Origin of the sequence: Paenibacillus agaridevorans (assembly GCF_003112455.1) — a bacterium.
In the GTDB taxonomy this organism is placed as follows: domain Bacteria; phylum Bacillota; class Bacilli; order Paenibacillales; family Paenibacillaceae; genus Pristimantibacillus; species Pristimantibacillus agaridevorans.
Genome location: NZ_BDQX01000430.1, coordinates 116,778 through 136,611 on the forward strand (window position 1 = coordinate 116,778; position 19,834 = coordinate 136,611).

At 52.8% G+C, this 19,834-nt stretch carries 12 protein-coding genes; 2 read left to right on the plus strand and 10 right to left on the minus strand.

Features of this window, described 5'->3' with window-relative positions; genetic code table 11:
• Positions 1 to 1,392: 1,392 nt before the first annotated feature.
• Positions 1,393 to 3,459, minus strand: coding sequence for a beta-galactosidase (locus tag PAT3040_RS32720; protein ID WP_108995961.1), 2,067 nt, complete (start codon positions 3,457 to 3,459; stop codon positions 1,393 to 1,395).
• Between the two features lie 129 nt (positions 3,460 to 3,588).
• Between PAT3040_RS32720 and PAT3040_RS32725 the strand changes: the two genes are divergently transcribed.
• Together PAT3040_RS32725 and PAT3040_RS32730 are read left to right on the plus strand one after the other, a co-directional pair.
• Positions 3,589 to 4,449: an AraC family transcriptional regulator gene (locus tag PAT3040_RS32725; RefSeq protein WP_108995962.1), complete on the plus strand. Its 861-nt coding sequence runs from the start codon at positions 3,589 to 3,591 to the stop codon at positions 4,447 to 4,449.
• Positions 4,450 to 4,633: 184 nt separating this feature from the next.
• Positions 4,634 to 5,692 (plus strand): Gfo/Idh/MocA family protein, encoded by a 1,059-nt coding sequence (locus PAT3040_RS32730; RefSeq protein ID WP_108995963.1) that lies wholly within the window; start codon positions 4,634 to 4,636, stop codon positions 5,690 to 5,692.
• A gap of 153 nt (positions 5,693 to 5,845) precedes the next feature.
• Here the strand turns inward: PAT3040_RS32730 and ric are convergent, their stop codons facing one another.
• The 9 genes from ric to PAT3040_RS39335 all read right to left on the minus strand — a co-directional run.
• Positions 5,846 to 6,553 carry an iron-sulfur cluster repair di-iron protein gene (ric, locus tag PAT3040_RS32735; protein ID WP_108995964.1) on the minus strand — a complete coding sequence of 236 codons (708 nt, stop codon included), beginning with the start codon at positions 6,551 to 6,553 and terminating at the stop codon, positions 5,846 to 5,848.
• Positions 6,554 to 6,719: 166 nt separating this feature from the next.
• Positions 6,720 to 8,354 (minus strand): extracellular solute-binding protein, encoded by a 1,635-nt coding sequence (locus PAT3040_RS32740; RefSeq protein ID WP_108995965.1) that lies wholly within the window; start codon positions 8,352 to 8,354, stop codon positions 6,720 to 6,722.
• A 36-nt stretch (positions 8,355 to 8,390) separates the two neighbouring features.
• Positions 8,391 to 9,404: an alcohol dehydrogenase catalytic domain-containing protein gene (locus PAT3040_RS32745; protein WP_108995966.1), complete on the minus strand. Its 1,014-nt coding sequence runs from the start codon at positions 9,402 to 9,404 to the stop codon at positions 8,391 to 8,393.
• 3 nt (positions 9,405 to 9,407) lie between these two features.
• On the minus strand, positions 9,408 to 12,587 hold the full coding sequence (locus PAT3040_RS32750; protein ID WP_108995967.1) for a hypothetical protein: 3,180 nt from the start codon (positions 12,585 to 12,587) through the stop codon (positions 9,408 to 9,410).
• Between the two features lie 11 nt (positions 12,588 to 12,598).
• The gene (locus PAT3040_RS32755; protein WP_108995968.1) at positions 12,599 to 13,432 is read right to left on the minus strand and encodes a carbohydrate ABC transporter permease; all 834 of its coding nucleotides are present in this window, start codon (positions 13,430 to 13,432) and stop codon (positions 12,599 to 12,601) included.
• Positions 13,429 to 14,334, minus strand: coding sequence for a carbohydrate ABC transporter permease (locus PAT3040_RS32760; protein ID WP_108995969.1), 906 nt, complete (start codon positions 14,332 to 14,334; stop codon positions 13,429 to 13,431). The genes PAT3040_RS32755 and PAT3040_RS32760 overlap by 4 nt, the downstream gene beginning before the upstream one ends.
• Before the next feature lie 85 nt (positions 14,335 to 14,419).
• A complete protein-coding gene (locus tag PAT3040_RS32765; RefSeq protein WP_181376986.1) occupies positions 14,420 to 15,763 on the minus strand; it encodes an ABC transporter substrate-binding protein in 1,344 nt (447 codons plus the stop codon).
• Between the two features lie 182 nt (positions 15,764 to 15,945).
• Complete coding sequence (locus PAT3040_RS32770) at positions 15,946 to 18,231, minus strand: AraC family transcriptional regulator (RefSeq protein ID WP_108995971.1); 2,286 nt, start codon at positions 18,229 to 18,231, stop codon at positions 15,946 to 15,948.
• Positions 18,232 to 18,463: 232 nt separating this feature from the next.
• Positions 18,464 to 19,834 (minus strand): glycosyl hydrolase family 95 catalytic domain-containing protein (locus tag PAT3040_RS39335; RefSeq protein WP_373863995.1); only part of this gene is annotated, 1,371 nt, incomplete at its 5' end.

Sequence of the window (19,834 nt, forward strand, 5' to 3'; positions counted from 1 at the left end):
GTTGCGCTTCATTTAAGCGTAATTATTACGATGTTAGTTCGAAAAAAACGACTATATTAGCCGGTTGTTAATTCGTAATAATTACTATTTATGAATGTTAACAAGAGACGGAAATGTTGTCAATTGCTTTTTCTCGGCTTTTTTCGTCTGCTTTCAGCCAAACAAAACACTTATACTGCCCAGTTGCCCCTCTGACAAACATTCGCATCACATGCCTGGATCAACATCCCCAATACTCAGAGATTCGTTACAAAACTAACTATCGACGATCCACCTTTGATGAATATCCCCACTACTCAGAAGATTCGTCCTAGAGCTAACTATCGACGATCCACCTTTGTTGAATATCCCCGCTACTCAGAAGATTCGTCCTAGAGCTAACTATCGGCGATCCTCCTTTGATGAATATCCCCGCTACTCAGAAGATTCGTTCTAGAGCTAACTATCGGCCATCCTCCTTTGATGAATATCCCGTCTATTCAGGACAGGTTACTACGCATTCTTGCCTGAACAGACGGGATATCGTTCAGAGGGGAGTGAGGACGATCGCTTCATATCGAGTACCAGCAATGCTAAAAGAGATTTTCCTGAGTAGATGGGATATCGTTCAAAGGGATGCGTTTGGATGGTCAAAGCTGATCGGCGACCTACAGCACGAACCTTCGACAAATAGGTCCGCCCTCGGGGCGCACGACCGGCGGCCGGCATCACCACGAATAGCTTGTTGTAGAGCACTCCTCGCCGATCACGTACTGAAAATGATGTTTTCCTATAAGTCAACATTCCTATACGTGAACAAAATCACCCGTACAGGCGATTCGATCGCTCCGTTGTGCAAGTTTGTCCTTCTAACGGACAGGAGCGTCGCTATTCTTCGATTAAACGATGTTTCTAAAATCTAACGGACACACACGCCACTATTTACCCCATCAGAGTAGCTTTTTGCTTTGTTTCGGCCATATAACGACGCTCTTGTCCGTTAGAATTTGATCCTTGTGTAAAATGGGCTATTAGTGTCGCAGGAGTCCGTTAGATTCTCAACCGGTCAAAAGCAACCCCGATCCGTCGGTAGCCCGGGAACGAGCCAAAGGTTGCTTCTGAAAGCCTAAAACCTCCTTGCTTCACGCTGCTAACTCCTCTGGCGCTCTCGGCTGCCATGCTTGCTCTCATAGCCACGAACTCGCTTTGCTTTCCCCCGCTCAATCCTCTGGCGCTCTCGTGTGCAATGCTTGCTCACTGCCACGCAACTCGCTTGCTTCCCAATGCTCACTTCGGCCGCGTACGGACGCCAAGCTTGCTCACGACCAAGAACTTTCCTTGCTTCCCGCTGCTCACTCCTCTGGCGCACTCGGCTGCCATGCTTGTTCGCAACCACGAACCCTCCTGTTACTGCTATTCTCGTGCCGCCGCCCGCTTGAGCATACGAATGCCGTTTACCTGCAGCGAGACGACCGATTCCTCCGCTTCGCCGCTCTCAAGGTCCGTGTAGACCCGGCCGTCTAACTTGACTTCCGCCGCCTCAGCTCCGAAGTTCATAAGGAACACATAATCCCATATCCCATCCGTTCTCAGTTGTGCGGTTAAGCCGGCTGGCAGCTCCGACTGCAGCGCGCGAGCCGCGCCAGATTCGGCCGCAACCGACCTATAGAAGTCGAGCAGGAAGTCATCACCCAGCCGCGTCGCCATGTAATAGGCTTTGCCCTGGCCCAGCTTGTTAACGGTCAGCGCCGGACGTCCCGCATAGAAGCTGTCCGTGTAATGTCCCAGCACCTCTGCGCTCTCCGCATGCACCAGCTCGCAGATCTCGCGCGCCTCGTAGTTGCCTGACAAGCCCAGTGTATTGCCAGCAAGCAAGGACAGACCGTTGCGATCCTCGTCATAAAGCCCTTCGATCTCTTCCGCCCAGATGCCAAGCGTCTTGCGGAGCGGACCGGGGAAACCTCCGAGATGACACAGGTCATGCTCGTTTACAATGCCCGACCAATACGTCGTCACAAGCGTACCGCCATTTTCCACAAATGCCTCCAGCTTGCGCCCTGTCTCTTCCATGCACAGGTACAGCATCGGAGCTACGATAAGCTTATACGGCGAGAAATCGTCGCCGCTGCCGATGACGTCCGTCATAACGCCCTGCTCCCACAACGCGCGGTGATGGTCTAGCACAGTGTCCTCGTAATGCAGGCCCGAATTCCGCGGACCTTGCGCATCCTTGACCGCCCAGCGATTGTCCCAATCGAACAAAATAGCCGTCTCTGCAGGCGTCGAAGAGCCCGCCACCGCAGAAATATCTGCCAGTGTGCCGCCCAGTTCGGCCACGTCTCGGAATACGCGCGTATGCTCATGCCCAACGTGATCCACGACCGCGCCGTGAAACTTCTCGCTGGAGCCGCGGCTTTTCCGCCACTGGAAGTACTGCACGGAATCCGAGCCATGCGCGATTGCTTGCAAAGACGAGAGTCGATGCATGCCCGGTTGCTTCAGCTTGCTCACGGCTTGCCAATTTGTCTGGCTCGGCGTGTTCTCCATCAACAAGAAAGGCTTCCGCAGGATGGAGCGGTACAGATCGTGATAAAAGCCGATGGATGCCCCCAGCTTGACGTCGTCCTTCCCTTGATGCCAAGTCGGGTAAGCATCCCACGATACAACGTCCAGCACATCCGCGAATTGGCGATAATCCAGCCCTTCGATCATATGCATGTTGGTCGTGGCGGGCAGATCGGGGTTCGCCCATTTGACCGAATCGATCTCATGCTTGCAGAAGGCAATGGTCTGAGCCGTTACGAATCTGCGCCAATCCAGATTCTGGCCATGCACCATGTTCTCCCCGTGCGGCGACGGCGACTCCACTTGGCTCCAATCCGTATACGTGTGTGCCCAGAATGTCGTCCACCAAGCCATATTGAGCGCTTCCAGCGTGCCATACTTCTCTTGCAGCCACGCTCTAAACGCCTCTTGGCACAAATCGCAATGACAGTCGCCGCCGAACTCGTTGGAGATATGCCAGCCGATTACGGCGGGATGATCTCCGTAACGCTCCGCCAGCTTGCGGTTGATAATGGCGGTTTTCTCGCGGTAAACCGGCGACGTATAACAATGGTTATGTCTCATCCCGTGGAGATTGCGGACGCGATTGGCGCCCACGCGGAGCACCTCGGGATACTTCGCGGACAGCCAAGCCGGACGTGCGCCGCTCGGTGTGGCGATCCAGGCATAGATGCCGTTATTTTTGAAACGTTCCAGGACGCCGTCCATCCAGTCGAATCGGAATTCGCCTTCGTTCGGCTCCAGCGATGCCCAGGAGAAAATGCCGATGGCCATTACGTTGCAGCCTGCAAGCTTCATCAGCCGGATATCCTCCTCCAAAACGGAAGGATCATGGAGCCATTGATCGGGATTATAGTCCGCTCCATGCATGAATACGGGCAGCTTGGGACTTATTGGCTTATTGTTAATCATCATGTCGTATATTCACCTCATAATCGTATTATTCTCTTATCCTTCTTTGATCTTAGTTCAAAGGCACGTTATAATCATAGAACGTATCTGCCAATAAATCGTCTAATCTTAACATGAGGTGAATTTCGGACAATGATGCCTTTCCTCCTTGCCGACAACGCCAATTTGGAGCATCGTCTGCCGTTTAGCGTCATCTGCGTCGGCAGCCATGAGCAGAAGGAAATCGATCGCCGCGAGAACGGTTATCCTGCCCACCAGCTGTTCCTGACTCGGAGTGGACAAGGAACATTCCGTATGCTCGGCGGCAAAACATTTACAGTGTCCAAGGGCATGGCTCTGCTGCTGCCCGCTCATACCGGCCACCGCTACCGCTCCGACGACGAATCGGAGGAAGTATGGCATCTGGGCTTCGTCGCCTTCGGAGGCGGCATGGCGGACGCATTGATGTCGCAAATGGACGATCTCGTATTGTTTGCGGGAGAAGCGCCTAACTTCAACGAGCTTTGGCTGCAGCTCGAGGGCATCTGGCATACGATCAACAAAGGCGGCGAGCATGCCTACGAGGCTTCACGTCGTCTGTACGACCTGCTGCTCACCTTTATGGAGGGGCATCATCCCGCTGCGCAATCGACCAAAAAGATCTACCCGACAGATCAGCCCAATCCCGCCCTGCAAGCCGCCGTCAAGCTTATCCACGATCATTATGGCGAACGATTGCTGCTGTCCAACGTGGCCAGAGCCGCCGGCTACTCTGTTCAGCATTTTCACCGGCTGTTCGTGGCCAACTATGGCATGACTCCGCAACAGTATGTGCTGCAGCTGCGCATGCGGCGCTCGGTGCAATTATTTCAGGATTATCCGGGGATAACGGTGGATCGCGTCGCCGACAAGCTGGGGATGGACGCCAGCTATTTTATCCGTATGTTCAAGCGAACTTATGGCGTCACGCCCAAACAATACGCAAAGGGGCATATCGTTGCCGACGACTGCTGAGACGCGGAGACAAATAAGCGGTCGAATTGTGGGAAGTGGAGGCAAACAGGTGGTGGAAATGTGGGAAGCGGAGGAAAACAGGTATTAATTTGTGAGAAGTGGTGGCAGATAGGCCGTTGATTTGTGGGATGAGGATTGCATGTATTGAATAGAGGAACAAATATAACGAATAAGAGGAATCATTATGCTACCTGTAATTACGTTCGGCTTAATTGGAGGCGGATGGCGGGCAACCTTTTACCTCCGCATTGCAGCCATGCTGCCCCATCGGTTCCGCGTGAGCGGCATCCTGCTGCGTCATCCCGAGAAATACGAAGAGCTGTTAGCCAAGTGGAATGTCGCCGTCTACCGCTCTGCCGATGAATTGGCGAGGGACAGCGACTTTCTCGTACTCGCCGTGTCCAAAAACGGCGTCCCCGCCTGGCTCTCGGAGCTTTCTCAAGCGGAAATTCCCGTGCTGGCCGAAACGCCGCCTGCAACGAACATGACCGAATTCGATCAACTGACGGCGATCGCAGCGTCGGACGCCCGCATTCAGGTTGCCGAGCAATACCCGCTGCAGCCTCATCATCAAGCCCGCACCGCCTGCTTGCAGTCCGGCGCCATCGGCGACGTGCATCACGTGCAAGTATCCGCTGGTCATGGTTATCATGGCGTCAGCCTGATTCGGAAGTGGTTGTCCATCGAACCGGCACAGTCTTGCGAGATCATTGGCAGACGATTCAGCATGCCCATCGGCGATGTCCCCTATCGGGATCAGACCGTTCCGGATGACAGAGAAGGCGAAGAGGTGCAAGAGATCGCTATCTTTCGCTTCAGCTCGGGCAAAAGCGCCGTACTGGACTTCTCGCGTTCGCAATATTTCTCGCAGATTCGTGCCAATCGAATCTTGATTCGCGGTACGCTGGGCGAAATCCGGGACAATGCCCTCGTGCGTAAGACGGGGCCCGGCCTGTTCGAATCCTTAAGCCTCGAACGCGTGCAGAACGGACAGGAGGGCAGCTTGTCGCCGCTGTCGCTGCTCGAGATCAGAGTGGGAGCGAATGTCCTGTATCGAAACCCGTTCAGCCCTTATCCGCTCTCCGACGAGGAGATCGGCGTAGCAGAGGCACTGGTCAAGATGGATACCTACCTGCGGCAAGGCGTCTCCTTCTACTCCTTGACCGAAGCATTAGCCGATGTTCGCCTCGCTTTGGCGATGGAACGCTCCTTTACGGAAGTCAAGCCGGTCATTGTAGAATGAATGCATTATGCGAAATCCTCTATCGAGGGCCTTCAGAGATGCGCGACCGCGTTTAGAGGGAGGATTTATCGCCAAATCGAACAAGCCTCTTCCCGCGAGAAGAGGCTTGTTCCTTGTTCAAGAAGCAGCGTAAGGGGTTCTGTTCATTCACGACTATCTTAATTCGGCAAGAGCAGGAAATAACAAATTGTTCTCCAGATGTACATGGGTAAACATATCGCTCTCCAGCTCCTCCAATTTACGGAACGTAATGGTATACGTCATGCACGCCTCCTCTGGAAGCATATAGCCCTTTGTTGTCTCGCGCATGCGGCTAAGCAGGTCCCCAGCCTCGTCGTGCTCAGCCTCAAGAGTATCCAATATTTGAAGTGCAGCTAGAAGCGCGCTCGCCGATCCCTCTTCTTCGGCCTTGCGGATCGCGGGGAACAATTGCTGCTCCTCCTTGTTCAGATGCTCCAGCAGTTCCGCGCTTAATTGATGATATAAGACTTGCAGCTCTTTCAATTCCGGATGAACCTCGCCGTGCACCCGAGCAACCTTATTGACGAAATCACGTAAAACAGGAAGCTCTGTGCGTAGAAAATCATGATGTTGAAGAATGATATGCTCGGTTAATTTCGTCAATTTCCGAGCATCCTGCTTCCAATCCAAAGGCCATGCTGGCCTCGACTCGGTGCAAACCTTGTTAAGTTGAAACAAAACCTCTTCCTCGTCGAGTCTCCTCTTTCGAACCGCATCGGATAAGGTTTGTTTGCCTCCGCAACAGAAATCGATGCCGAGCTCCTTAAAAACGTTGCTTGCTTGAGTATATTGCGCGACGATATCACCAACCCGCTGTTCGCTTTGAATTACGGTTATCATACGATTCATCCCCTTCATTCATTAGGTTCGTCTTCATTATAATGAACCATTGCAATGAAAGGTTGTGATACCAATCACATGACTTGCGGCGATTCGTTGAACAGAAAATTCTTGGTAAGGCATCGGTTTTTCTACGATAACAGCGCTTGATGTTGCGAGAATCCTCTTATTTTCCGAACTCGGAGCGAATTCGGACATCGTACAGGTCTTCCGTGAATACCCACTTGTCTTTATTCTCCTTGTACCAGTCCCTGTACCATTGCTCCACCTGAGCCCCGTCCCCGTCCTCCCAGGCCTTGCGGGCATCTTGCACGGCTTGTTCGGCCGAATAGGCTTCGCCGCCTAGAATCGCCCGATTCCATATATCGAGAATGGCGCGTTCGGCATTGGAATCAATAAATTCGATCTCATTCGGCAATGCGGGCATATACCGATCAAGCGTAAATCCCGCGTATGGACGTTCGGGACTGATATACAGCCCGAGCGCTTCGTTCAGCAGGTCATCCACTTCCCGGTCGAACGGCTTGTTCAGATCCAGATCCTGCTTGTACTTCTCGAATTCAGTCGTATGGTATTGCGGCCCGATTGTGCGGAAGTCGCCGAGCCATGACACCTCTTTGTCGTACTTGTCCTTGTCGATCGTCACCGGAACGCCATTGTCCAGCCGGTAATGCACGCCTTCGAGTCCGTACTTAAACGTTGCTTCCGTCGTTTCCTTGCTCATGAAGTCGATATATCGGATGACGCTGACCGGATCGTTCGCCTTAGCATTGATAACGCCGCTAAGCTGGAAGGGGGGATTAAATTGCGCACTGAATTGTCCGAAGGGACTTGCGGGCAACGCGATCGGCGCAATAACGGCTTCCGGGACGTTGCTGCGAAGCCGCGCATATGCATCGTAGATCTCCTTGGCGTTTCCGGCGAACGCGTAAAGTCCGATTTTGCCCTTTAAGAAATCCTGCTCCGCCTTTCTTCCATTTTTGTCCGTCAGATAATCCCTGTCAATCGCATCCGCATCGAACAATGCTTTTTTGAACTGCAGCGCCGCTTGCGCCCGTTCCCAATCGCGTACGATCTCTCCGTCCTCCAGTACCCAGCTCGTATTCTGGAACATGCTGTTGATCACATCGGGCGCGAATCCGCTCATGTTGATGCCCTGCGTATCGTCCAACCCGTTGCCGTCCGGATCCTGCTTCGCGAACGCGATCGCGATCCGAAGCAGCTCTTCCGTCGTGCGCGGCGCGTCAAGCTCCAGCTTATCCAGCCAATCCTCCCGAATGAACAAATACGTGAACGGGAAATACCCCTGCACCCTTCCCACGGCATACATATGCCCATCGGGTTGCGTGGACAGCTTCTTCAGGATCGGAAATTTCTCGAGCACTTGCTTATATTCGGTACTGTAGGTCTCGATCAATTCGTCTATCGGCATGATCTGTTTCTGGTTGTACAGTTTATGGATAAACTCCGAATCGTACTCTGTAATGAGATCGGGAGCTTCGTTCGACGCCAATAAAATATTGAACTTGGGCACCGACTCCCCCCGTGGAATGGCGACGTATTCGACATCGATGCCCGAGTTGTCCCGCACCCAGTCTACCCACATGTTCTGCGTGGGAGTTCCCATCTCTTCGGGAATGTTGCCCCGGTCGTACATCGATACGGTAATGCGATGTTCGCCTGCGACGGATGGATCTGCCGCTTGACCGTCTGGCCCGATCGCGCAGCCTGCCAAAGCAAGCCAAGCGGCGGCCAGCGGCAAAACAGTGCATGCGATTCTTGTCCCATTCCTATTAAACAACCAGCTCACCCCTTATTGTGCCTATTGTATCATGAGCTAAAGCATAACGATCACCTTGAGATAACGATCCGGGTTGCGCTCGATCTCTTGTATGGTCCGTGCGGCTTCATCCATAGGAACGGTCGCGGTAATGAGCTTGCGAACATCCACCTTGCGAGAATGGATAAGCTCGACAGCTTCCTCGAACTCTCCGGCGCTCGTACGACATCCGACGATATCGACTTCTTTTCTCGTAATCCAATCCGTAGGCAGCGGCGTCTCCTGCTTAGGCCATCCGGTAAGCCCGATTCTCCCTGCATGGGAGACAAGGTCGAGCGTCATCCTGACAGCTGCGTTTGCACCGGAAGCCTCGAGTACAACTTCGGCTTTTCTGCCGCAGGTTATACGTCGAATCGCCTCCTCGGCGTTCTCCGACGATGAATTTACGACATGCTGAACGCCCATGGCGCGCGCTTGCTCCAACCTCGCTTGCACGATGTCGATGACGATCGGAACCGCGCCGTATTGGATGGCGGCCATCGCGGCAAGAAGACCGATCGCTCCCGCTCCGATAATGGCGATATGCTCGCCCTGCCGCAGACGGGTGCGATGCAGGCCGTGCAAGGCTATAGTCAACGGCTCCGCCATACACATGATATCCCAAGCCATGTCGTCCGGCGCCTTCACCAACATGTCGACCGGATGGCAGAAGTAATCCGACATGCCTCCGTCTACGTGCACGCCCAGCACCTGCAAGCGCTCGCAGCAGTTCGTTCTGCCGATTGTGCAGGGATAACATTGGCCGCAGTATAAATAAGGATCCACGATAACTTTGTCTCCCGGACGAATCCCTTTGCCGTTCGGAGGGATGGAGACAACTTCTCCCGCGATTTCATGGCCGATCGTGCGCGGATAGCTGACCAGCGGGTTCACTCCCCGGTAAGCGCCGATATCGGAGCCGCATATTCCCGCCGACTTCACCCGAATCAAAGCTTCGTTCCCTTGCGGTTCCGGCATCGCCGCATCAATCGTCTTGACGGATAGCGGTTCAGCAATATGAATGGCTTTCATGACTCACAATCCTTTCGTTCCATGACTGGAATGGTTCTGCACGATTCGTCTGAGCACGGGAGCCTTGCCGATCCCGGTGTCCTTTAATTGATATTCGTAAGCCCAACCGTCTTCGACGGTTCTCCAGGCATTAGGGTCGAAATACACCTCTCGCTCATCGCAGTTATGCACCGTGCCGAATGTATTGATCCGGCTTCCGTAAGCTTTGATTTCGATGCGATGTACGCCAGGCTCATCAATGTCGAACTGGACAACGTACGGCGAGAATAGTATCTCTCCGATCGGCTTCCCGTCAACATACACTTCCAGGAGCGGAGCTCTGAACTTCGTAACCTGAAGTTCATAGCCGCCTTGCTCAAGCTCAAGCTCGAACGCATAGAAGGCGTTGCCGCCGTAGAACGGCATGCCTTGTTGCGTCAGCGATCCGAAGTAGCCGTCGGCTGACGGAGCAACGATTCTGGATCTTGCGCCGGCCGTCTCCACGAGGAAGGAGCCGAGCAAATAACAGGCTTCGACATTCGTCTTGCGTCCGAAAGGCAGGCTTAATACGATCGTATTCTCTCCCGGCTCAAGCGGGGGAAGCTTGCATATCTCAATGGAGCGGTCCACGTAATAACCTTGCTTCTCCTTGCTCAGCTTAATGCCATTTACGATAATATCCGTCCCATCGATATTCTCCAAAGCCAGGCCGGCGTTCTCGCAGCGGATGTCCGAATGCACCGTAAACCTGAGTTCTAGCGTTGGGACTTCGCCGACGAACGACGCTTCCTGAGCCCATGGCTGCGCCAGCGCCGCCTTTCGTTCCGGGTACCCAACAATCGCGCGGCAAAGATTATCGATGCGCAGGAGCTCCTCCGTACGCTGCCAGGCCCCTCCGTTCAGACGATATTCTGCCAAGTCGAGCAGCAGCACGTTGTCTTCCTCCAGACGGATTTCGACCGGCACGTCGAACAGATTACGTTCTTCCAATACCCGTGAGGCTTGTCTTGATTGCTCCTCCGAGTTTTCGCCATATTTTGAGTCTGATTCCGGAACAAGATGCAGCAACAGGCTGTCGTGGGCATACATCCTCCGCTTTAGAACAGTAAAACCGTCCCCGTAACCGGTCTCGATAGGATGCAAATCACCTGAGAGGGTATCGAGAAGCTCCGCCTTCCATTCACCCGCGATTGTGATCAGCACTTGATCCTCCGATACAAGATCCTCGTTCGCCTCGGCTCTGCCGTTGGCAATCAAGAGCCAACGCTCCTCTCCTTCGCTGCGCATCTGATATACGTATTTGTCCGAACGCTCGCCGTCCCAATTTTTTTTGTGATTCGGTTTCTTGAGAAACTTGGGGCCATCGTACCGGATATCGATCGTCCTGTAAGCCTCGAGCGCTTGGAGCAGTTCATGTTTGGACAGCGGGACCCTGGTGCAGTCCGCCGCCAGCCGTGCGGGGGCCTCATCGGGCATCGCGTCGACGAACTTCGGCACTTCTCCGGCGAACACGATCTCCTTGCCCAGCTCCCTCATTCGATTCAAGAAAGCCAACGTCGTGCCGCGGATCGTCTTGCAGCCCGGAACGACAATGACGTCGTATTCCATCTCGCCGAGCTTGGCGCCCGCTTCAAGCGAAGGAATCAACGATTCCGAGATATAATCGTAGTCGAGCATCCCGAAAAGCAGCCATTCGGTTACGTTCTTGAAGTTCGACTCCAATTGCTCCCGCACCAGATTCGTATGATTGTTGGGACCGTAATACAGCCAATACGATTCCACCGGATGGATGACGCCTACTCTAACCATAGCCCTGCCCCGGGTCATAACCGTATGAATGCGGGCAAAATGATCCTCGATCAAAGCGTATTTCTTATACCACGGCGATTGCATGCCGATCGAAGCCGGGTAATCCCGCTTCGCTTCTCCGCCCATGCTCATCCATGTCAGATGATGAACGCGGACGGTCACGCCCAAAGCGGCCATCCAGTCTCCCTGCAGCTTATGTTTCCTAAAGTCGAAATCCCAGTTCGTCACCCCGTAGAGCTCGCTTAATACGCCTTCGCGGCCGTATTGGTGCGCGATGCTCTGGGCTTGCTTGGCGGTGCTGTATTCGCGCTGATCGCATAACATGTCGATGCCCGGAAGATGGAAGCTGCGCAGGCTGCGCATCGCTTCTCCAAGCGCCTTGGTCTGCGAATGCAACGTAGGTTCTTCCATCATGTGCCCGCATAACATAAGGCCATGTCCTTCGCACCATTCGCCGATCTGGTCCGCAAAGGCTTGCGCAAAACGTTCCGCGATATGGTTATGATACCGGTACCGGGCGACGGATACTTCGCCGTCGCGTCGCTCCCAGAACAATTCGGGCAGCCGCGCAATCAAACTTTCGCCGTATTGCTGCCGGTAGGTTTCGTCGAAGTCGGTTGTATAAGGCACGATGACATCCTGCTTCGCCGTTGCGTAGCCAAGAAATTGTTTATGAGGGAACTGGGGCTCGTCCGTAAACATCGCCGGCACGGTCGTGCCGAAATGTTGTCCGACCGCCTCGTAATAACGTTCGTGAGTCACCTCGACGAACCGGCGGATGGCCTCCTTGCTTAGCGTATCGACATAGGCCTGGTTATTAAACCAAGGACTGTCCTGCCCCGTCTCCAAATAAGCATGCCAAATGGTCTCTCCGTCTGTTGCTCGGGCATCCTCGTCGCAAGGCTCATAGCTGCTTAGATACCCTTCTTCATCCAGAAATATTCGGTACGACGTCAGCCATGTTCCTTGACCATTCGCCGCTACGGCGGCACAGGAATCGAAGTTGCCCGGCACGATCTCGCGTTCGCTTTGCCGCAAGGGCGTCCAGACGACGTATTTGCTCCGATGCTCCGCATTCCTCGTGACGAAACCTCCGCCATAACCCGAAGGCCATCGGTCCTCGTCATACAGCCAGCATAACAGCCCTTTTTCCTCAGCCTGCTCGACGCACAGCTTTACCATATCCATATATTCCGAACCCAAATATTCGGTATCGAGGCCTACTCGCGTATGGATTTGGAATCCTCCCATGCCCATCGCGGGAAATTGATCGATCTGCTCCAGCACCTGGTCGCGATCCAGCTTGGTGTTCCACGCCCAGAACGGGGCGCCCCGATAGGCGGCAGGCGGACTCCGGAACGTATTTTTGTCGAACGGCAGTTTTGGATACAACATCGTTTTTCCCCCTAACCTTTTACGGCTCCCGCAGTAATGGATTGCACGAACGCTCTTTGCGCCAGCAGATAGATGATAATAAAGACGATGGCGCTAACGGACAGCGCGGCGAATACCGGCGTATAACCAAGTATGGACGTTTTGTCGTTTAGCGTAGAGATGCCGACAGACAGCGTATATTGCGACGAGTCGCTGATCGAGATCAGCGCCCACATAAATTCGTTCCAAGCGCTCATACCGCCGAGCACCATCAGCGTGCTCAAGATCGGCATCGCCAGCGGCACGATCATTTTGATCAAAATTTGGGCCGTGTTGCAGCCGTCGATTCTCGCAGACTCGATAACTTCGTCCGGAATGTTTCGGAAATAATTGGTGATCAGAATCAAGCCAAGCGGGGCGAAACCCTGGTAATAAGGAAATACGATAGCCGCCAACGTATTTTGAATGTTCAAATCCAGTACAAGCAAGTACATTGGAAGTAAAATAATAGGCGTCGGAATCAATAAGTTGATTAAAATCAGTCCATATAAACCTTTTTTGAACTTCATCCTCATCTTGGCGAAGGCAAAGCCGGCTAACGTAATAAACACCAAATCGACGACTAACGTCGCAGCGGTATTGCGCACCGTATTCCAGAAATATTCCGAGAGGTTCCCTTTCTGAAAGGCCGTCTCGTAATTCGAGAAGCTGAGACTGGATGGAAGCGACCATATGCTGTTCAGAAACTCGCCTTCCGTCTTAAACGACTGCAAAATGGCCCAGATAAGCGGATTTAACGAAATTACCGAATACATAGCGACGAGTAAAAACACGATAGATTGCCCTATTTTTATGCGCCTCTTCATCGTCCTTTGCCCCCCATCCTTCCGGCCAATTGCGCAACGATCATGATCGTGACCATCACCAGCATCATAATGACCGAAGCGGCGGTGGCGGTTCCGAAATCCTGGGTGGAGAACGCTTTGCGATAGACATAGGAAGTAATAACCTCCGATGCGCCTCCCGGTCCGCCTTGCGTCATTACCCAAACCATGTCGAACGCCTTAAGATCGGTTGTCACCGTCAGCAGCAACAATGTGCCGAAGGTCGGCAGCAAGTAAGGCAAGATGATGTAGCGCAGCTTCTGCAACGGAGTCGCGCCGTCCATCTCGGCCGCTTCCAGGAAATCTCCCGGCATCGTCATCAGATTCGCGTAAATAATAAGCATATTGAACGGGATCGTATGCCAGATCCAGGTGAGCATAATGGCCGGCAACGCCGTATGCTCGTTGGACAGCCAGGGCTGTGCCCATTCTGCCAGCCCGATCGCTTCCAGGAACTGGTTCAGCGGCCCGATCGTCGGATCATAGATGATCCGCCAGATGCTCCCGATGACGACCATCGAGATCAAGTAGGGGATAAACAAAGCCGTATTAAAAAACCTCTTTAGCTTGATCCCCTTGTACAGCACGAACGCCAGCAAAAAACCTGTGCCGATCGAAAACAGAGAGTCTACGCCGATTAGCTTGAACGTATTCCAAAAAGCGGAATAAAATTTTTCGTCCTGTAACACTCTCCAATAGTTAGCAAAGCCGACGTAATCGGTCAGATCTCCGATGCCGTTGAATTTAAACGTGCTAATGCGCAGCGCCTTGACGAACGGAATGTACAGGAATACGCAAAATACCGCAAAGGTTGGGAGAACAAGAAGGTAAGCCGGCACACTTTCGCGAATTTGCGACCAGAAGCCATGCTTGGGTTTAACCATTTCAATCACACCTTTCTAGAAAGCCGCGCGCAAAACGAAAAAGGCGATTGACAAGGTTTAGCATGCCAATCGCCTTGCCCGGTTGCTAGTTCTTGGTTGTTTCCTCGTACAACTTCTGCAATTGTTCGGTTATTTCGTCCAGACTGATCTTCCCGAACAAATAGTTTGGAAGCAGATCGGTCTTAAACGCGGTGCTGATCTGCGTATTGATCGTCGTCGGTACGAGAATGTCCGGACTGAAGCCGCCGGCCGCCGCATTCGTGAAACCGGACAGGAATTGCTCCAGCTCCGGCTCGCTTTCGATATTGTTCAAGCCGGAATTCGAATACTTAAGCGCATCTACTTCCGAGAAATGTGTTTTGGACGTAATGAATTTAAGCAGACGAACAGCTTCCTCCGGATGCTCCGTCTTCTCGCTTACCGCAAATACGTTGCTGGATCCCCCGAGCGAGCGGCTCGGCAGGCCCGCAATGCCCGGCAGCGCATACGTTGCGAGCGACATTTCTTTAGGCGCGTTGTTGATAATGTACTCCAGTTTATCCGGCGCGATCAGAAATTGGCCAAGCTTGCGCTGCACGAACATTTGCTGCATCGCCTGGAGCTCTGCCGTAATGCCGTTGCTCGGGAAATAACCTTTGTCCCACAGCTCCTTGAACGAAACCAATCCTTGCTTCACGCTTTCGCTAGAGAAGGACATCGTACCGTCCTCGAACGCGTTCGGATTGCTCGTCAATTCGTCGCGTGTATATTGATCCCAGAACAAACGCGGGTACCAGTCGATCCAGTTGTTATGCATCGACAGAGCGGTATAACCGGCTTGCTTCAGCGTTTCGTTGTTCGCCATAAACTCGTCCCAGGTAGCAGGCGGAGTAATATTCAATTGATCGAAGATCGTTTTGTCATACAGAACCGCGATCGTCGTCATCGTGAACGGTACGCCGTAATCGTAGTTGTCCCGTTCGCCTAACCCCTTCTTGACGACATTCCTCGCATTGTCAAGCAGCGCCGGAATAAACGTCTCCTCCCATACTTGATCGCCTTCATAGTTCTTCGTCTTCATTTCCTCGGATAGATCCTTCACCAGTCCTTGCTTGATCTGATCCGTATAAAAACCCGATTGCGTCCAGAACACGTCGGGGATTTCCCCGCCTGCTGCCAGAGCGGCGAATTTAGCGGAGTAATCGGCCGTCGGCACGTATTCATAATTGACCTTGATGCCTGGGTTTTGTTCTTCGAACAGCTCGATGGACTCCTCGCCAACGAGTGGATTGGTGGTCAAAAGACGCAGAGTGACGGTGGGATCTTTGTCTCCTCCGCCTGTGCCAGCGTTGCCGTTTCCGCCTGCACTATTGTTGTCGCTTCCGCAGCCCGCGACGATCGTTCCGACCAGCGCGAGTGACGTCGCTAGAGTTAACGCTTTTTTATTCATCTTTTCTGCTTCCCCCTCGGGTTTATTGTGTGCGCGGCCATCTTGCCTCCCTGCTTGATAGCGGCGATGGCTCCACTGTATTAGAGAACAGGGGCCGCCACAATAAACACCTTTTGCGGGCAAGCACATCTTTTGCCCCCATAACGCCTGCAAATCCGCTATTGCAAATGATGTGGCCGCTATCAAGAAAGGTGGTCTGACTGCGAATCCATCATTTTGCGATATTGGCTAACCGGCATTTTCTCCAGCTTTTTAAACACACGGCTGAACGAAAAATAATGCGTATACCCGACTTTTGCGGCAATTTCCTGCAGCGTATCGTTACTGTTCTCTAGCAGCGCCTTCGCTCGTTCAATTCGCACGCGAGCCAGCATATCGACAAAATTTTCGTTAAACTCTTCTTTAAACAAACGGCTAAGATAACTGGAATGGATCTCAAACTTCTCGCCGAGCATCGATAACGATAAATCCGGATCGTCATAATGATCTTCAATATAAGCTTTTGCCTCATATACAATGCTTTTGTTGCTCTGTTTCCCCCGGAACGCATAAATCCGCTCGGCCAACTCCTCCAAGGCAGCCTTGAACGGTCCTTCGATGTCTTCGATCGTCTCGACCGCATCCGCAGCCTCATTAAGCCGTTTAATAGGATCCTCGCCTTGCAAAGGCAAGCCGCTAATATCCTTATAGAGCTGGTAAACCAAATATTGCAGCAGGTTCGAAATATTCGTACGGCTGTATGATCTTTCCCTCATCGTTCCGATCAGCTCGTCCAACGTAGAAGACCACTTCGGATCTCCTTCCCGGAAGGAATGGCCAATAGATCGAATGACCAGCAAATGCTCGAACACCTCGCCTTGCCCTTTCGCGTCAATATTTTCGTACGCGATAACGGCATTGCTGCCGTAAACCGATTTGTAATCGAGCGCGTTCAACGCTTTATGGAACGACACATGCAGATGGTCGGCATTCTCCAACGTTTCCGTGACGCCTAACGTGACTGTGAGCTTCAAGTTTTGCCCGATCCAGGATTGAAGCTCTCGCCAACAATCGGATAACGTTTGGAGATGCTCCCGTCCCAGGAAAGCAATGCTCGCCGCCTGCTGCTGATTCATCCAATTCGTCCAGACCTCGACGCCTTCAGCTTCGAATACCTCCTTAACGACGCAGCTTATCGCGAATTTCATCAAATCCTGATCCCGTTCTACATACCGCGAACTGAACACGCTATAATTGTCGATCTCGATGACGAATATCGAGATTGCGTCATAATCGCCAGAATGTCCAAGCTCATGCAGCTCTTGCGACCAGCGTGGTCTTGCATTGGCGTCATCGGCGTTCATCAGCTCCTGAAACAGCTGCTGTCGCCGGAAATTGATATTTTCCTTCAAATGTTGTTTCGATTGGCTGGAGTCTTTAATCAAATGCTGCAAAGCGGATTGAATAAATTTAAAATCGTCATTTCTGTCTTTCTTTTTTTTGCCGAACGCCTGGTCCACATAACTTAATATTTGCCGGGAAATCTCTTCTATTGGCTTCGATTGTTTGAACGAAATGAAGATGATGGCCAATGTTCCCATCAAAACCGCACACAAGCCGAATACGATCCACCACATGGAAATCGTGGATGCCCATGCAAGCGAGCCGGACTGCCCGATCGAAGTGCCCACGGACCATCCCAAGTAATCGGATCGGACCAGCAACATATCTTTCCCCTGCTCGCCAAAAAGCGGCAAGCCTTCTTTGTCGTATAGATTGAGACTGCCGACATCGCTATTTGTCATCTCGTTCAGAAGCTGTTGCACCGTTCCAACGTTGACGTTGACGACGATATATCCCTTCTCTGCCGTAAACAGCGGAAATGGCTTAACAATGGAAAAGACGCTGACGAGCCTATCGTATTCCAGTTCCTTGTATTCTCTCTTGTTCGTCCAGCCGACCGGAAACGTATCCGATGACAGCGCGCGAATAAACGCTTCGTCGCCAAACGCTTCGACACGGGTTGAGATGCTCGAGCTGATGACGGTCTCGTCCGCTATGCTGTACAAGTACACGCTGTTGATCCATTTATTGTTGACGACGAGCGCATTAAATGCGTCCGATACTTTGTTGGCGTAATAATATTTTTCGAACCGATCCTTCGTATACAAATATTTGCGCAAATCCTCGTTTTGATCGATTTCATTAATGACAGAGCCGTCGATCGATTTGAACGTTTGCTCCAGGATGGCAACTGCATGATTCGCGAGCGCTTGTTTCGTTTTCAACGTTTGTTTCTGGGAGGACTCGTGGATCAGAACGGTGGACACAACAAAGATGATAACGACGACGCTGTAAAAAATGGGCAAATAAGAAAAAATCATTTTGACGAAAATCCGGTTAGGCTTCAATCCATTCTCCCTGCTTTCGAATACCGTTGATGTTAATATCGACTGCACATATTTTTCACTATATTCCATCACTGTCATACGGAACAATGCACACTTTTTTACACCGTGCACATTTTGACATCAAAGCTCCCGCATTGCGCTGTGACCGTTATAATCACGTCTTTTACCTCTAACATGGCCCGCTATGCAAAAAAACTCCCCGAATGTAACATTCGGTGGAGTTCATATCGCTGCCTAGTCTACCTGTTCAAAAACCTGCCGTATACCCGCACGTTAACCTGTAAATTCAGCAGCTTAAGATGCAGGGCCGTTAGAAAACGATCCTCGCCGACATTCCCGGTTCCAGCCGCAAAGCAAGGTACGACCTTCCGAGCTCGGACGACCCGAATTCTCCTCCGGTCACCTGGACCCCGCCGACCCATTCAGGCACTTTGACGACGAGTTCCGTTTCTCGCTCCGCCAACAGCACGGCAAGGAAACGTCCCCGTTCACGATCCCATTCCATGGCTACCTCTCCCGTATGGAACCGCCAGCCCGAAATCTTGCCGCGCGTCCACCGCTCCGGCAGCGCGGGAAGCAGCTTAACGAAGCCGGGCGCTACCTGCAATAACATCTCCTGCACGGCGTTCACCCACCCCATGTTCGCATCAAGCTGCACCGGGGCAGAAGCCATGTTCAAGGAGACGCCCATGCCCCTCCAGTCATTGTGAAGCGTGAACAAATTGGGCAGCAGGCTCGAACGTGCGAGAATATCCAGACACTCGACTGCGCTCTCGCCATCGCCGAGCCTTGCATAAATCGAAGCCATATGCGCAAGCGACCATCCGCTCTGCGCTCCCAGCTCACGATTGCGCACGGCTGTCTTGAAGGCTTCGAATAGCTCCGGGTCGCTCTCCCCCGACACTTCCTGGCCCGGAAACACCGGATACAGGTGGGATAGATGCCGATGCGCGTACCGGTCGTCAAAGTCGGGGTGGATCCACTCCCGAACGGCGCCGTCCTCATTGACGAGATATGCGGGAAGCTTATCGAGCATGCCCTTCCACTTCTCATGCTCAGCCCTTGTCGCCGTGCCAGACTGACGAGAAACCGCAAGAAGATTGCCAAGCAGCTCCTTCAAGATGGCGACATCCATCGTTGCATTAATCGTAGTGGGCATGGGATGCGCAAGCGCCACGCCTTCCGGCGGCATAAAGTTAAGCGGCGTATTCTCCGGAGAGACGGACGGATAGATGCGATACAATCCGTCTTCGCCGGTCACAAGGAAGTCTTCATAGAAACGAACCGCTTCCCGCAGGAACGGGATGAGCTGCCCCCGCAGGAAATCCGGATCGCCCGAGAACCGGTAATGCTCGACGTAATGACGGGCAAGCCAGCCGGCAGCTCCCGTCCAATTCAGAATGACGGGCACGATCTGGTTGGGCACCCCGATCCCCGGCGTCGTCCCTGCGGGAATGTAAATCCCTTCGCAGCCGTACAGTTTTTGGGCGTTGCCCTTGAAGTCGTCCATCAGCTCTTCGTAATAGCGGAAGAGAGCGGGGGTCAATTCGCCAAGCCCGCCTACTTGAGCATGCCAATACATCATCTGGACATTCTCGTTGGCCATGTTATGACTCCACACGAGCCGGTAATCGCCCCCCCACAGACCGTAAAGTCCGAACGGCTCGGCTTCCCGGGGAGC

Coding starts and splice junctions, on each gene's coding strand:
- PAT3040_RS32720 (WP_108995961.1), bottom strand. CDS start 3,459: ATGATGATTAACAATAAGCCAATAAGTCCCAAGCTGCCCGTATTCATG.
- PAT3040_RS32725 (WP_108995962.1), top strand. CDS start 3,589: ATGATGCCTTTCCTCCTTGCCGACAACGCCAATTTGGAGCATCGTCTG.
- PAT3040_RS32730 (WP_108995963.1), top strand. CDS start 4,634: ATGCTACCTGTAATTACGTTCGGCTTAATTGGAGGCGGATGGCGGGCA.
- ric (WP_108995964.1), bottom strand. CDS start 6,553: ATGATAACCGTAATTCAAAGCGAACAGCGGGTTGGTGATATCGTCGCG.
- PAT3040_RS32745 (WP_108995966.1), bottom strand. CDS start 9,404: ATGAAAGCCATTCATATTGCTGAACCGCTATCCGTCAAGACGATTGAT.
- PAT3040_RS32750 (WP_108995967.1), bottom strand. CDS start 12,587: ATGTTGTATCCAAAACTGCCGTTCGACAAAAATACGTTCCGGAGTCCG.
- PAT3040_RS32755 (WP_108995968.1), bottom strand. CDS start 13,432: ATGAAGAGGCGCATAAAAATAGGGCAATCTATCGTGTTTTTACTCGTC.
- PAT3040_RS32760 (WP_108995969.1), bottom strand. CDS start 14,334: ATGGTTAAACCCAAGCATGGCTTCTGGTCGCAAATTCGCGAAAGTGTG.
- PAT3040_RS32765 (WP_181376986.1), bottom strand. CDS start 15,763: ATGAATAAAAAAGCGTTAACTCTAGCGACGTCACTCGCGCTGGTCGGA.
- PAT3040_RS32770 (WP_108995971.1), bottom strand. CDS start 18,231: ATGACAGTGATGGAATATAGTGAAAAATATGTGCAGTCGATATTAACA.